This is a genomic window from Lysinibacillus sp. NPDC056959 (assembly GCF_042674095.1).
Lineage (GTDB): Bacteria > Bacillota > Bacilli > Bacillales_A > Planococcaceae > Lysinibacillus > Lysinibacillus zambalensis.
In genome coordinates this window covers 109,624-124,871 of sequence record NZ_JBHURE010000001.1, presented here as the reverse complement: position 1 = coordinate 124,871, position 15,248 = coordinate 109,624, and the positions used below count along the sequence as shown (strand labels likewise).

Below are 15,248 nucleotides of genomic sequence, written 5' to 3'. Positions count from 1 at the left end.
GAAAGATGGTAAGGACATGACTGAACAAGTAGTAAATGTAATAGGCGCAGGGCTTGCAGGCAGTGAGGCTGCTTGGCAAATTGCTCAACGTGGTGTGAAAGTTAAACTTTATGAAATGCGTCCAGTAAAACAAACACCAGCTCACCATACTGATAAATTTGCGGAGCTTGTTTGTTCGAACTCCCTACGTGCAAATGGATTAACGAATGCCGTAGGTGTGATTAAAGAAGAAATGCGTATTTTAGACTCTGTAATTATGAAGGCGGCCGATGCATGTTCAGTACCAGCAGGCGGTGCCTTAGCAGTGGATCGACATGAATTTGCAGGCTATGTGACAGAAGCGGTAAAAAATCATCCTCTTGTGGAAGTTATTCATGAAGAAGTCACTGATATTCCAGAAGGTATTACTGTTATTGCCACAGGTCCACTAACATCGAAAGCTTTAGCTGAAAAAGTTCAGGGCTTAACAGGTTTAGATTATCTATATTTCTATGATGCAGCAGCACCAATTATTGAAAAAGATAGCATCGATATGGAAAAAGTTTATTTAAAATCTCGTTACGATAAAGGGGAAGCAGCTTATTTAAACTGTCCTATGACAAAGGAAGAATTTGATCGTTTCCGTCAAGCATTAATCGAGGCAGAGGTTGTGCCATTAAAAGAATTTGAAAAAGAAATTTACTTTGAAGGATGTATGCCTATCGAAGTAATGGCTGCTCGCGGTGAGAAAACAATGTTATTTGGACCGATGAAGCCAGTAGGTCTAGAAGATCCAAAAACAGGGAAACGCCCTTATGCAGTTGTCCAGTTACGTCAAGACGATGCAGCAGGAACTCTTTACAATATCGTTGGCTTCCAAACGCACTTAAAATGGGGACCACAGAAGGAAGTACTACAATTAATTCCGGGATTAGAGAATGTTGAAATCGTTCGTTATGGCGTAATGCATAGAAATACATTCATTAATTCGCCAAAGGTTCTAGAGAAAACGTACCAACTTCGAGAGCAAAAAAATATTTTCTTTGCGGGTCAAATGACAGGTGTAGAAGGATATGTTGAATCTGCTGGTAGTGGATTAATTGCCGGTATTAATGCAGCTCGATTAGCATTAGGACAAGAGCAAATTATCTTCCCATTTGAAACGGCTTTAGGTAGTATGGCGCGTTATATAACAGAAGCGCAATCGAAAAATTTCCAGCCGATGAACGTTAACTTTGGAATTTTTCCTGAACTACCACCAGGACGTCGTTCGAAGCCAGAGCGTGCAGAGATGCATGCTACACGTGCAATAAGCACAATTCGTAATTTTGTGAATTCACAAACAATTTGATTGCAAAAGGCCTCTAAAAGTTGGTATACTCTTAGAGGCTTTTTCTTTTTTTGTAGCAAAATGCTAATTTACACGTGTTTTATTATTTTGTATGGAGATTTTCTCAAAATATAAACATTTTCACTTGCTATATGATGAAGATAGGTATAGTGTCAATATGTATGTTTTCTACATTAACGATACCCAAAGTGACAAACTAAAGAGGATCATCGAAAATCGACATTCTTTTAATGGCAAGTGAAAGCACTTTAGGCTCATCAGCCAACGTTGAATGGCATGTGTAAAAAACGTATGCCATGTATATAAGTTGATTGGAGTAGAGGCTGGGCGACTCCTTGGGGATCAGTGATATAGAGGAACGAAGGCTAAGAGCATCACGTCCTGTGATAACGCCTTCGTGACCAACATCATGTTGGCCCAAGCGGCTCATCGGATGCCCCCAGGAAGCTTTGCTCTGTGCGAAAGCGTAGCGACAGCAACAACAAATGTTTTCTGTAGCGAAAGCAAAGCGGCAGCGGCAAAGCGCCCAGCCGGAACGGAAATCAACCCCACGTTATGGTGATGCCCTGTAATTAGAGAAGATTATCAATAAATCTATTGGTGGTGAATCTTTTTATGTTAGTTTCGTCCCAAGATGCACTTGAACAGTTTATGCTTTATATCCAAATTGAAAAAAACTTCTCTGTTCATACAGTGCGAGAATATGAATCGGACCTACTAGATTTTTTAGCGTTTTTGCAAGCGGAGGGCGTAAATGATTTAGCTAGTGTTGAGTATATACATGCACGTCTTTATGTAACAAAGTTGTACGATGAAAAGAGAGCAAGATCATCTGTATCAAGGAAAATCTCCTCAATACGCTCCTTCTTTCGCTTTCTAAATAAACAGCACGGATTAGATGATGGGGCATTTCGATCACTTTATCATCCAAAAAAAGAATCACGTTTACCTAGTTTTTTCTACGAAGAAGAATTGATGCAGCTATTTGATGCGAATGTCGGCGATGATTTGAAATCATTAAGAAATATGGCTATATTGGAGCTGTTATATGCGACAGGTATTCGTGTAAGTGAGCTCACCTCAATTCAAGTAGAAGATGTTGATTTCCATTATTCGATTATTAGGGTAATGGGAAAAGGGCGAAAAGAACGCATTATTCCATTCGGGCAATTTGCGAGTTTAGCTATGCAGGATTACATAGAACAAGCTCGTCCACGATTGATGAAAAACACAAGTCATCAGCAATTGTTTGTCAACATGCGCGGTGGGGAACTTACTCCACGAGGTGTACGTCATATTTTAACTGAAATGATTGACAAAGCCTCGCTCCATACGAAAATATATCCACATATGCTTCGCCATACTTTTGCCACACATTTATTGAATAATGGCGCAGATTTACGTACGGTGCAGGAGTTATTAGGCCATGCTCATTTAACTTCTACACAAGTTTACACTCATGTAACAAAAGAGCATCTACGTCAAACATATATGAATGCTCATCCAAGGGCATAATAAGCTAAGGAGGAAGGCGAATGGGACAAATTCATGCGACAACGATATTTGCAGTTCATCATAACGGGGGTTGCGCGATGGCAGGTGATGGTCAAGTAACCCTGGGAAATGCGGTTGTTATGAAAGGTACAGCAAGGAAGGTCAGACGTCTGTTTAATGGTCAGGTGCTTGCCGGGTTTGCGGGATCGGTTGCCGATGCTTTTACACTTTTTGAGATGTTTGAAGGAAAGTTAAATGAATACAATGGCAACTTACAACGTGCAGCAGTAGAAGTTGCTAAGCAATGGCGCGGTGATAAAATGCTACGTCAATTAGAGGCTATGCTACTTGTAATGGATAAAAGTACACTCCTTCTTGTTTCGGGTACGGGAGAAGTAATTGAACCGGATGATGGAGTTTTGGCAATTGGTTCAGGGGGTAACTTTGCATTATCAGCAGGTCGTGCCCTTAAAAAGTATGCAGGTGATACAATGTCTGCTCGTGAAATTGCAGAAGCGGCATTAGAAACCGCTGCTGGAATCTGTGTGTTTACGAATCATAATATTATAGTGGAGGCGCTTAACTAATGACACAAAATAATTTAACGCCAAGACAAATTACTGAGCATTTGGATCGTTATATCGTTGGACAAAATGAAGCGAAGCGAGCGGTAGCTATTGCACTACGTAATCGATATCGTCGTTCGCTGCTAAGTGATGAGATGAAGGCTGAGGTAATTCCGAAAAATATTTTGATGATTGGACCTACAGGTGTCGGAAAAACGGAAATTGCACGAAGAATTGCAAAGCTAACGGGTGCACCATTTGTAAAAGTTGAAGCAACGAAGTTTACAGAAGTAGGATATGTAGGACGAGACGTAGAGTCAATGGTACGTGATGTAGTAGAAGCTTCACATCGTCTTGTAAAAGAAGAAATGATGGAGTCTGTGAAGGACCAAGCCGAAGAATTAGCAAACGAAGCTATAGTTAAGTTGTTGGTTCCTTCATTACGAAAAAAACAGTCCATGCAAAATCCGTTTGAAATGTTGTTTGGCGGAAAAGAACAGCAAGCCAATGATGATTCTTCTTCTGAAGAAACTGAAGTACGCTCCAAACGTGCGCAAATCGCTATCGATTTACGTAATGGTAAATTAGAAAATGAATGGGTTACAGTTGAAGTAACTGAACAAAATCCTTCTATTTTTGATGCGTTACAAGGAACGGGTATGGATATGTCTGCAAACAATGGCATGCAGGATATGCTGTCTAGTTTAATGCCTAAAAAGCAGAAAAAACGTCGTCTACAGGTGAAAGACGCACGTCGTATTTTAACGATCGAGGAAGCAAATAAACTCATAGATGCAGACGAAGTTGCTCAAGAAGCCATTTCAAGAGCGGAACAATCAGGTATTATTTTTATTGATGAAATTGATAAAATTGCTAGTAAGGATAGTAACTCCTCTGCAAACGTATCACGTGAGGGTGTGCAACGTGATATTCTACCAATTGTTGAAGGTTCTACTGTAACGACAAAATACGGTGCTGTAAAAACTGACTTTATGCTTTTCATTGCTGCTGGAGCGTTTCATATGTCGAAGCCGTCAGATTTAATTCCTGAATTGCAAGGTCGATTCCCGATTCGAGTGGAGCTTGAAAAATTAACGAAACAAGATTTTGTACGTATTTTGCAAGAGCCAGATCAATCACTTATTTTACAATACAAGGCATTATTAGAAACTGAAGGCGTGGAGATAAACTTTACGGAAGACGCGATTGAGCGAATTGCAGAAATTGCAACTGAGGTCAATCAGGAGACTGATAATATTGGAGCTCGACGTTTGCACACAATTTTAGAACGCTTATTAGAAGAATTATCATTTGAAGCTGCTGAAATTGCACCTGCAAATATTCCAATCACTGCTACGTATGTAGATCAAAAACTTGCGGGTATAGTAAAAAACAAAGATTTGTCACAGTTTATATTGTAAGATAAGGCTGAATAGTTTCATTCAGTTGAAAAAACATTTAGAATATTAAGAAAATACTCTTCGGATTATTTATAGGAGGAACATATAATGAATTTATTAGAAAAAACGCGTAAAATTAACTCGATGCTCCAAGCATCTGCTGGTAAACCAGTAAACTTTAAAGAAATGGCAGATACATTAGGAGATATTATCGACAGTAATGTTTATATTGTAAGCCGTAAAGGGAAGCTTTTAGGTATTTCAATTCACCAACAAATTGAAAATGAGCGTATGAAAAAGATGTTCGAAGAGCGTCAATTCCCAGAAGAATATACACATAGCCTGTTTACAATTTCTGAGACATCTTCAAACTTAGATATTAATGACGAACATACTGCTTTCCCAGTTGAAAACAAAGAGTTATTCCAAAATGCATTAACAACGATTGTACCGATTGTTGGTGGTGGTGAGCGTCTTGGTACATTAATTCTTGCTCGTTTATCTTCACAATTCGAGGATGATGATTTAATTTTAGCTGAGTACGGTGCAACAGTAGTTGGTATGGAAATTTTACGTGAGAAATCTGAGGAAATTGAAGAGGAAGCTCGTAGCAAAGCTGTTGTACAAATGGCAATTAATTCACTTTCATACAGTGAGTTAGAGGCTATTGAACATATCTTTGAAGAGCTTGATGGCCATGAAGGCTTACTAGTTGCTTCAAAAATTGCAGACCGAGTTGGTATTACACGTTCAGTAATCGTAAACGCATTACGTAAACTAGAATCTGCAGGTGTAATCGAATCTCGCTCTTTAGGTATGAAAGGTACTTACATTAAAGTACTGAACGATAAATTCTTAAATGCATTAGCTGAAATTAAAATGAAATAATAAAATAGCGTCCTTTTGGGACGATCTGAGGCATCTGGAATATTTTTGTTCCAGATGCCTTTTATCATATAGAGAATCAAAATGGCGAAAGGAAACTTTGTGAATGTTGTGGCCTTAAAATCCCCTTTCAGGGCTGCTTACTTTCCTCTGACGAGCGTCGACCACCACTTCCTCCTCTTTAGTCCCTATATTGGCACTACGCTTTCGCATAAAAAAACTGTGTCGCTGTCGGTACAATAACACTGCGCTTTCTCACAATAAAGCCTTCGGCGGATTTGACACAAAAAATTCATTGGAAACAGAAAGGTATCTGGGATAATCTTGTTCAGATGCCTTTTGTAATTCGACGAAGTTTCGACGAAATTTGCGGTTGGGTTTACATGCTTTAATTATGTCGAATCATGTTTTAGTACTAAATAGGGGGGAGAAATCATCTATATTTTAATCCTTTCGCTCATTTTTTATAGGTAAGTTTTCGACCCTCTTAGTCGCTAATGTCATTGCTTTATCCCTAAATTTGTTTTTTTACATATGCGCTACTTTTTGCGTAAGTGATAAAAACATATGCTCCAATTGTTACTTGTAAGACAGTATGGAATAACTATTCTGAATTTTGTGTAATATTTTAGCCTTATGTTTAAATAGTAAAAAGGAACTCTAATTTAGACATTGTGTCTACTGCTGTTTTGGTAAAAAAAGGAATAAAATAGATCCTAAAACCGTAAACACTGTCGAAATGGTGTAAATTGACTAGTGTTGGGTAGGCTGGCTATGAATCCAGTGGTATCAAGGGATGCAGAAGTATTGTCCTGGTTATTCGCGTGTAAAAATGGGTCGTTTATACTATCAAAAAGTGACAAAAGACAATAGACACTACGTATCATCTTAATTACAATTGTATTATTGGATAAAATAAGAAGTACAAGAATGAGGTGAGCTTTTTGGATTTGTTTGGAGGAACTATTAGTAAGTTGGAAAACGGACTTTCTTATGCAACTTTGAATCATAAAACGATCGCTAATAACATTGCGAATGTCGATACGCCGAACTATAAGGCGAAAAATGTAAGTTTTAAAGATATGTTGGAGAAAGAACAACAAATGTCAATTTCGGCATATCGTACGGATAATAGACATTTTGATTTCGCGATTCGACAATCAACGCCTGGTGTGAATAATATAAATGGCTTGCGTTATCGAAATAATGGTAATGCCGTAGATATGGATGCTGAACAGACAAAGCTTGCGGAAAACCAAATTTATTACAACGCATTAATTGAACGCATGAACGGTAAGCTAAATACTCTAAATACGGTTATTAAAGGAGGTAAGTAATAGATGTCTATTTTTCATGGAATGAATACTACTGCCTCAGCATTAACGGCACAGCGTTTACGAATGGATGTAGTTTCGTCAAATATGGCAAACATGGATTCAACCCGTGCTAGACAAGTGAACGGGGAGTGGGAGCCATACCGCAGAAAATCTGTAACGTTTACAGCGCAAGAGGGACAGTTTTCAAAGTTCTTTAATGCCGCAGTTGGCAAAAATGCAAAAGGCGGTGTTGGCAACGGCGTAAAAGTTACACAAATAAAAGAAGATAGAGAAACACCTTTCAAACTTGTGTATGATCCAACTCATCCAGATGCAAATGCAGATGGCTATGTAAATATGCCGAATGTAGATCCATTAAAAGAAATGGTAGATTTAATGTCAGCTACTCGTTCCTACGAGGCAAACATAACTGTATTGAATGCAAATAAATCCATGCTGACAAAGGCTTTAGAGATTGGAAGATAAATAAGAGGAAGGGAAGATACATAATGACAATTTCGTCCGTTTCACAAATGACACCTACGCAGGTTGTAAATGAAATAAATAAACTTAATGTGACACCATATGAAGCACAACAGAGCTTTGCGAACTCGTTAAAAGAAGCAATATCGAAGGTTAATGATCAACAAATTACTTCTGATAACCTTACTCAAAAGTTAATTAATGGTGGAGATGTAGAGTTGCACGAAGTGATGATTGCATCACAAAAGGCGAGCATTACATTAAATGCAACAATTGAAGTTCGCAATAAGGTGATTGAAGCTTACCAAGAAATAATGCGTATGAGTGTCTAACTTTAATTGAATAAGCTCTATTGAAGTAAAGAATTTATCCCATATTTTAAATGGATGATTGATGTGGAGGTTGGATGACTCCGAAGGGATCACGTTCATGATACAGAAGGTGATAGCCTTGAAGTGAGTGAGACAATAGAAAAGCGAAGGCAATTACAGCATGTATTGTGATAATGCCTTCGTGGCCAACATCCTGATTGCCCCAAATGGTTTATCGGACGCTCCTAGTCGAAACGGAAATCAATACGTTATGGTGATGATAATGATTGAATGTTATGGGATATCACTGTTTTCGCGAATTATTAGATGGATAGGTTGTTCACTATAACCGGAGGATTCATAATGAATGAACGATTGACGAAAATAAAAAACGACACCAGCCAATTTTGGACAAGTCGTAGTAAAAAACAAAAAATTGTAATGATTGGTTCAGTGATAGGGGTACTAGCACTTGCTGCCGTTATTACACTTTTTGCTACAAAAATTACATATGTACCACTTTATAAAGATTTATCGACAAGAGAAATTGGAGAAGTGAAGGAAGAGCTAGACACTAAAGGTGTAAAATATGAAATTGAACCGGGAGGGACAACGATTTCAGTCCCTGAAGACCAAGTAGATTCATTACTAGTGCAGTTGGCATCGGACGGATTTCCGAAAACAGGGTCGATTGATTACTCTTTTGCAAATAGCTCTGGATTTGGTATGACAGATAATGAGTTTAACCTATTAAAAAAAGCTGCGACTGAAACAGAAATTGCAAAGCTTTTTAAAAATCTAGAGGGTGTAAAAGATGCAAAGGTAATGATCAACGTTCCAGAAGAGGGAGTTTTCCTAAAGGATGTTAAAGAAGATGCGACAGCATCTATTGTTTTGAATACTGATCCTGGCTATAAATTTACTGAGCAACAAATTGCCACTATGTACAATTTAGTTGCCAAAAGTGTTCCGAATTTAAAGACGGATGATATTGTTATTTCTAACCAATTTTCTGAGTACTTTGATCTAAATGCTGCAACTACTGATGGAACTTCAACAGCGACAGCTGAAGGTCAGTTACAAGCGAAAAAATTGGTTGAACGTGACCTACAACGACAAGTTCAAAGTATGCTAGGTACGCTTATGGGACAAGACAAAGTAGTCGTTTCTGTGACAACAGACATTGATTTCAAAAAAGAAAATCGTGAAGAAAACCTAGTGACGCCGGTTGACGAAGAGAATATGGCCGGAATAGAAATTAGTGCTCAACGTATTACAGAGCAATATTCTGGAGGGGGTGCAGCTACTGGTACACCTGAAGCTGAAACGACTACAGATAACTTCACAACTTATAACGAAGGTGTAAATGGTATTGGAGAATCCGAACGTACAGAAGAAACAATTAATAATGAAGTAAATCGTATACGCAAAGAAATCCAAGAGGCACCATATAAAATTCAAGATATGGGTATTCAAGTAATTGTTGAACCGCCGACAGCAACTGACGCAGCAACATTACCAGATGGTATTCGTGAGGATATCCAGCAAATTTTAAGTACTATTGTTCGTACGACGATTTCTAAAGATGTAGCAGCTGAACTTACTCAAGATCAAATCGATGAAAAAGTAGCTGTTTCAGTGCATCCTTTAAATGGTAAAGCAACAGAGACAGCTAGCGAAAAATCTGTTATTCCATGGTGGGTTTGGGTAATTGGCGGCATATTACTTGCTGTCATAGTATTGCTTGCATTCTTCATTGTCCGTTCACGAAAACGTGCGCAGGAAGAAGAAGAACTAAGTATCCTAGATGAACAAGAAGAACTAATGATTGAAGATATAAATGAAGAAATTGAAACGGAAGCTACAATGCGTCGTAAGCAGCTTGAAAAAATGGCCAAAGATAAGCCAGACGATTTTGCGAAGTTACTGCGTAGTTGGATTGCGGAAGACTAACTAGGAGGTTCGGCTGTGTCCAAGAAAGAAAAGGAATTAACAGGAAAACAAAAGGCCGCTCTCTTGTTAATTTCATTAGGGCCTGAGGTTTCAGCTTCTGTCTATAAACATTTAACAGAAGAAGAAATTGAACGTTTAACATTAGAGATTTCAAGCGTTAAAAAAGTAGAAGCAAATGTGAAAGAGGAAATTATTGAGGAATTTCACAATATTGCACTTGCACAAGATTATATTACACAGGGCGGTATTGGTTACGCGAAGACAGTATTGGAAAAAGCTCTTGGTGTAGAACAGGCGCAAACAATTATTAATCGCCTTACATCTTCTTTACAAGTACGTCCTTTTGACTTTGCGCGTAGAGCTGATCCAGCACAAATTTTTAACTTTATTCAAAATGAACATCCACAAACAATTGCCCTTATTCTCTCTTATTTAGAGGCAGGGCAAGCGGGTGTGATTTTATCTTCATTGCCACAGGAAGTACAGGCTGATATTGCTAAGCGTATTGCTGTAATGGATTCAACTTCCCCAGAAGTTATTAGTGAAATTGAATCCGTTTTAGAGCGTAAGTTATCATCGACTGTGACACAAGATTACACTGAAACGGGTGGCATTGATGCAGTTGTTGAAGTGTTAAATGGTGTAGACCGACAAACGGAAAAAACGATTCTCGATGCACTCGAAATTCAAGATCCAGAGCTTGCAGAAGAAATCAAAAAACGTATGTTTGTATTCGAAGATATTGTTACGCTCGACAATCGTTCGATACAACGTGTTATTCGCGATTGTGAAAATGAAGACTTACTGCTTTCAATGAAAGTTTCAAGTGAAGAAGTAAAAGACATTATTTTCCGCAATATGTCACAACGTATGGCTGAGACATTTAAGGAAGAAATGGAAATTATGGGTCCTGTTCGTCTGCGTGACGTAGAGGAAGCGCAATCTCGAATTGTAGCGGTCATTCGTCGCTTAGAGGATGCTGGTGAGATTATTATTGCACGTGGTGGAGGAGATGACGTCATTGTCTAGAATCATCCGTTCTGTACATACACAGTCCAATGGCGATCATGTCAAAAAGATTCAAATCCGTGAAATGTTTGAGTTGCATGAGATAGAAAATGGAGAAATTCAACCTCAAAAACAGATTACTATGGAAGAAGTGCTAGAAGAACGCGAGCGCTTGCTTGCGGAAGCTAGAGCTACTATACAGGCTGAACGCGAGGCTTTTGAACAAGAAAAGCAAATATTCTCCCAGGAAATTGAACATTTAAAGCAAGACTGGGAAGAAGAACGACCTAATCGAGTGCAAGAAGCTTATGATGAAGGATTTGGTCAAGGTTATGAGGATGGGACAAACAAAGCGAATGAAGCGATGGCGCAATCTCTCCAAACGGCCAATGAAATAATTATTCAAGCGGGGGAGAATGCTCGGAAATATATTGAAGATCAAGAATCGGTTATTTTAGAGCTAGGTTTAACCGCCGCAGAGCGAATTATTGATACATCTTTAGAGCGAGACAACGAATTATTTGTGTCAATCGTTCGTAGAGGACTTAAAGAAGCAAGAGAAATGAAAGAAATAAAAATCTATGTTTCACCTACTTACTATGCATTAATAACTGGTAATCGTGATGAACTAGCTGAAATGTTCCCAACTGACGTACCATTTATGATTTTTGTAAATGAAGATTTAGAAAATGAAACAGATTGTTATATTGAAACAAATCATGGTCGTATTGTTGTAAGTATTGATGAGCAATTAAACGAACTAAGATTGAAATTACATGAAATATTAGAAAGTAAGGAATGATCTAGATGAAAACGGCTCAATTAATCGAACAAATTCCTCAAATACCAACCTTTAAAAAGTTTGGTAGAGTTACTAGAGTTGTCGGCTTGATGATTGAGTCGCAAGGTCCAGATAGTTCCATTGGTGACGTTTGTAAAATTTATGTGGAAACTTCTAAAAACGGTCATCAAATTATCTTGGCAGAGGTTGTAGGCTTCAAAGATGAAATTGTCGTCTTAATGCCTTTTACCTCCCTAAGAGAAATATCAATTGGCTGTCTAGTTGAAGGTACAGGGGCACCACTTGAAGTAAAAGTTGGCCCCGAGCTAATTGGTAAAGTACTTGATTCTATGGGGAATCCGATTGATGGAACTTTATTGCCGAAAGGATTAATGTCAGTTCCGACAGAGCAGGATCCACCAAATCCGCTAACACGCCCACCTATTAATGAAAGACTCGAAGTAGGCGTTAAAGCAATTGATGGCATGCTTACAGTGGGTAATGGACAACGTGTTGGTATTTTCGCAGGATCTGGGGTCGGGAAAAGTACACTGCTCGGTATGATTGCGCGAAATACACAAGCGGATTTAAACGTAATCGCACTAATTGGAGAGCGTGGTCGAGAAGTTCGTGAGTTTATAGAGCGAGACTTAGGGCCAGAGGGTTTAAGTCGTTCTATAGTTGTTGCTGCCACTTCCGATCAGCCTGCACTGATGCGTATTAAAGGTGCCTTTACCGCAACGGCGATTGCCGAGTATTTTAGAAATCGTGGCTTAAATGTCATGTTGATGATGGACTCTGTGACTCGTGTTGCTATGGCACAGCGTGAGATTGGTCTAGCGACAGGTGAACCTCCAGCTCAAAAAGGGTACACACCATCTGTTTTTGCGATTTTACCTAAATTATTAGAGCGCACAGGCACTAATGAGAAAGGCTCTATTACTGCATTTTATACAGTATTAGTAGATGGTGATGATATGAATGAGCCGATTGCAGATACTGTGCGAGGGATTTTAGACGGTCATATAGTCCTTGATCGAAACCTTGCCAATAAAGGTCAATATCCTGCTATTAATGTATTAAAAAGCGTCAGCCGTTTGATGAATCATGTGGCAGAACCAGAGCACAAAAAGGCTGCGGAACGATTAAGAGAGCTTTATTATACATATGACAAGTCGGAGGATCTAATTAATATCGGTGCATATAAGAAAGGAACATCAAAAGAAATTGATGAAGCTATTTACTATGAACCGCTCATTACCGCTTATTTAAAGCAAGGTTATTTAGATAAAGTGACCCTTGTGGAAAGTATGAATGAGTTAATTTCATTATCGAACGGTGGTGGACATTAGAGTGGTAAGTTATATTTATCGTTTTGAAAAAGTGTTAACCATTCGAGAGCAGGAAAAAAATGAAACTGAAATTGCCTATAAAGAATCTGTACGTTCTTTTGAAGAAGTAGCGACAAAGTTATATGAGTTGTTAAAAAAGAAAGAAGATTTAATCGAGTTTCAACAGGAGCGTTTAGCTGTCGGTTCATCAATAGAGGAAGTTCATCATTATGCACGTTTTATTGATAGCCTCGAAAAAACAATTGCTGATGTACAGCAGAAAGTTGTTCAAGCTCGTGCGAAAATGAACTGGCACGAAGAAAAATTATTAGAAAAAAACTTGGAAGTACGTAAATTTGAAAAAATGCGAGAAAAAGATTTCAAAGTGTTCCAGCAAGAGCAGGATCGTATCGAAGGCATTTTTTTAGATGAGATTTCATCGCTTACGTATAACAAGAGAGAAATCAGGTGATTTCATGACGAAAAAAGACAATCGACTTAAGATGGAATTAGAAGAACAACCGCCTAAACGTAAATCAGGAGGCATTCGAAAGTTTTTTACATGGTTTGTAATACCAGTTATGTTTGTAGCGGCAATTCTACTTGTTGTTGCAACCCTAATGAATACGAATGTCTTTGATTTAGGGAAGAAGGCATTTGAAAATTTACCATTCGTACCTTCAGAAGAACAACAAGCAAAAGATGCCGTAGTCAATAATGATTCGAAGGTTGTAAATTTACAGGCTGAAATACAAGAAAAAGAAGCAGAAATTGTACAGCTACAAAAAAAGATTGATACATCAACTTCTGAAAAAGAAAAGTTAACGACAGAAAATGAACAGCTGAAATTTGAAGTTGAAAAATTAAATAGGGAGCAAAATGACGTAAAGCGTGACTTTACTGATATTTTAAAAACATTCGATAAGATGTCCCCTAAAGCAGCAGCGCCAGTTCTAATTAAAATGAGTGATACAGAAGCACTTCGTATTTTAACAAATTTAAAGCCAGATAAATTAGCGGCGGTTCTAGAAAAAATGGAACCACAAGATGCAGCTAAATATACAGAAATGATGGCTAAACAATAAGAACATCTGAAAGGAGGTGAAATGATGGATGTAGCAATGATGCAAATGATGTCTAAGACTATACCAACTAAAAACGCGGCTACAAAGTCTTCAACAACAGGCGATTCCAATATGAAAGCAAATGGACCGTCGAACAAAGAAAAGTTAGAAACGTTTGGATCAGTGTTTGGAAAGGTTATTTCTTCTTCAAATAACATACAGCAGCAAACACAGTCAACAGATACAAAAGATACCTCTGACTTAGCAGCAGTTTTAAATGCTGAGTCTATAGAAGAAGTACTAGATGTACTAGGTATCCCACATGACGATGGCTTGTTAATGCTTCAAATTGGTGAAGAAGGTAAAGCTGTTGCAATAGATGAAATGCTAAATCTTGATCACTTAATGGATGCATTGGGGATTGATACTGAGCAACTCCAACAATTAGTACAACAGTTGCTAGGGGAAGATCAAGAAGCAAGAGATATATGGGAGCTTTTAGCACTAGTAGACGCTCAGGCACCAATGCTCCAAACACAAATCGTAGCAGCTATACAAGGTGAAGGACAAGTGACACCGAAAGAAATAGCGCCATTGCTTCAAGTGTTAAAGTTAGCACAGCTAGTTGGACAAAAAACAGACTTAACAGCTTCACAAGAAAACGTACTAACTAACGTTAAGAGTCTCTTGACAACGATGCAAACACAAGTTGAGACACTTCAAATGGCACAGCAAGTAACGACGAAAACAACAGTAACACTTCCGTTACAAGGCTTTCAGAAAGTAGTTCAACAAGTTCAAGTTACAAAACAGACGGACACAAGTGCGAATGAAATGGTGACTACCAATACAGTCCAAACAAAAGCAGATACGTTCCAAGTGACACTGCCTGCTGCAAAACCGGCGCAGTCAGAGGCATTATTAAAAGAGATGCAAGCAATTATCAATAGAGCACAAATCTCGAATGCACAAGGTATTACACGCTTAACATTGAAATTGTATCCAGAAAATTTAGGAACAATTCGTATCGAGCTTGTGCAAAATGACGGTGTCCTTACAGCACGTTTGCTCGCTTCAACAGCACAAGGTCGTGAATTACTAGATAGTCAATCGCATCAATTAAAGCAAGCCTTCGTACAGCAAAATATCCAAGTGGATCGCCTTGATATTGCCCAATCATTACAAGATGCAGATCGTCAACAACGCGACCAAAGCTTCTTCAATAATTTCTTTAAGCAACAACAGCAAGATGAGGAGGAGCAAAAAAGCGACGATGATGATGAAGGTAAATCGTTTAGTGACTATTTAATAAGTGAGGAGGTGTAA

The 15,248-nt window shown here is 38.4% G+C and carries 15 protein-coding genes; all 15 read left to right on the top strand.

Translation table 11 applies throughout. The annotated features are described in order from the left end of the window. The first annotated feature begins 16 nt into the window (after positions 1–16). The 15 genes from trmFO (at position 17) to ACFTQ7_RS00515 (ending at position 15,248) form a co-directional block, all read left to right on the top strand. The gene (gene trmFO, locus ACFTQ7_RS00585) at positions 17–1,330 is read left to right on the top strand and encodes an FADH(2)-oxidizing methylenetetrahydrofolate--tRNA-(uracil(54)-C(5))-methyltransferase TrmFO (RefSeq protein ID WP_197141882.1); all 1,314 of its coding nucleotides are present in this window, start codon (positions 17–19) and stop codon (positions 1,328–1,330) included. 615 nt (positions 1,331–1,945) lie between these two features. After that, complete coding sequence (xerC, locus tag ACFTQ7_RS00580; protein ID WP_349660850.1) at positions 1,946–2,845, top strand: tyrosine recombinase XerC; 900 nt, start codon at positions 1,946–1,948, stop codon at positions 2,843–2,845. A gap of 20 nt (positions 2,846–2,865) precedes the next feature. After that, positions 2,866–3,411: an ATP-dependent protease subunit HslV gene (gene hslV / locus ACFTQ7_RS00575; protein ID WP_323645175.1), complete on the top strand. Its 546-nt coding sequence runs from the start codon at positions 2,866–2,868 to the stop codon at positions 3,409–3,411. Further along, positions 3,411–4,811, top strand: a complete 1,401-nt coding sequence (gene hslU, locus ACFTQ7_RS00570; protein ID WP_349660851.1) for an ATP-dependent protease ATPase subunit HslU — start codon at positions 3,411–3,413, stop codon at positions 4,809–4,811. The genes hslV and hslU overlap by 1 nt, the downstream gene beginning before the upstream one ends. 87 nt (positions 4,812–4,898) lie before the next feature. Continuing rightward, positions 4,899–5,678: a GTP-sensing pleiotropic transcriptional regulator CodY gene (gene codY / locus ACFTQ7_RS00565; RefSeq protein ID WP_049668434.1), complete on the top strand. Its 780-nt coding sequence runs from the start codon at positions 4,899–4,901 to the stop codon at positions 5,676–5,678. A 941-nt stretch (positions 5,679–6,619) separates the two neighbouring features. Then, complete coding sequence (flgB, locus tag ACFTQ7_RS00560; RefSeq protein WP_386826810.1) at positions 6,620–7,012, top strand: flagellar basal body rod protein FlgB; 393 nt, start codon at positions 6,620–6,622, stop codon at positions 7,010–7,012. 3 nt (positions 7,013–7,015) lie between these two features. Then, complete coding sequence (flgC, locus tag ACFTQ7_RS00555) at positions 7,016–7,477, top strand: flagellar basal body rod protein FlgC (protein WP_386826809.1); 462 nt, start codon at positions 7,016–7,018, stop codon at positions 7,475–7,477. A gap of 23 nt (positions 7,478–7,500) precedes the next feature. Then, the gene (gene fliE / locus ACFTQ7_RS00550; RefSeq protein WP_386826808.1) at positions 7,501–7,806 is read left to right on the top strand and encodes a flagellar hook-basal body complex protein FliE; all 306 of its coding nucleotides are present in this window, start codon (positions 7,501–7,503) and stop codon (positions 7,804–7,806) included. Between the two features lie 342 nt (positions 7,807–8,148). Further along, positions 8,149–9,738, top strand: coding sequence for a flagellar basal-body MS-ring/collar protein FliF (gene fliF, locus ACFTQ7_RS00545; protein WP_386826807.1), 1,590 nt, complete (start codon positions 8,149–8,151; stop codon positions 9,736–9,738). A gap of 15 nt (positions 9,739–9,753) precedes the next feature. After that, positions 9,754–10,767, top strand: a complete 1,014-nt coding sequence (gene fliG, locus ACFTQ7_RS00540; RefSeq protein ID WP_349660855.1) for a flagellar motor switch protein FliG — start codon at positions 9,754–9,756, stop codon at positions 10,765–10,767. Then, a complete protein-coding gene (fliH, locus tag ACFTQ7_RS00535) occupies positions 10,760–11,548 on the top strand; it encodes a flagellar assembly protein FliH (protein WP_386826806.1) in 789 nt (262 codons plus the stop codon). Before fliG ends, fliH begins: the two co-directional genes overlap by 8 nt. A gap of 5 nt (positions 11,549–11,553) precedes the next feature. Further along, complete coding sequence (fliI, locus tag ACFTQ7_RS00530) at positions 11,554–12,879, top strand: flagellar protein export ATPase FliI (protein WP_386826805.1); 1,326 nt, start codon at positions 11,554–11,556, stop codon at positions 12,877–12,879. A 1-nt stretch (position 12,880) separates the two neighbouring features. Then, positions 12,881–13,330 carry a flagellar export protein FliJ gene (fliJ, locus tag ACFTQ7_RS00525; protein ID WP_349660858.1) on the top strand — a complete coding sequence of 150 codons (450 nt, stop codon included), beginning with the start codon at positions 12,881–12,883 and terminating at the stop codon, positions 13,328–13,330. 4 nt (positions 13,331–13,334) lie between these two features. Beyond that, positions 13,335–13,943, top strand: a complete 609-nt coding sequence (locus tag ACFTQ7_RS00520) for a MotE family protein (RefSeq protein ID WP_386826804.1) — start codon at positions 13,335–13,337, stop codon at positions 13,941–13,943. A gap of 24 nt (positions 13,944–13,967) precedes the next feature. Continuing rightward, entirely contained in the window at positions 13,968–15,248 is a 1,281-nt protein-coding gene (locus ACFTQ7_RS00515; protein ID WP_386826803.1) for a flagellar hook-length control protein FliK, read from the top strand.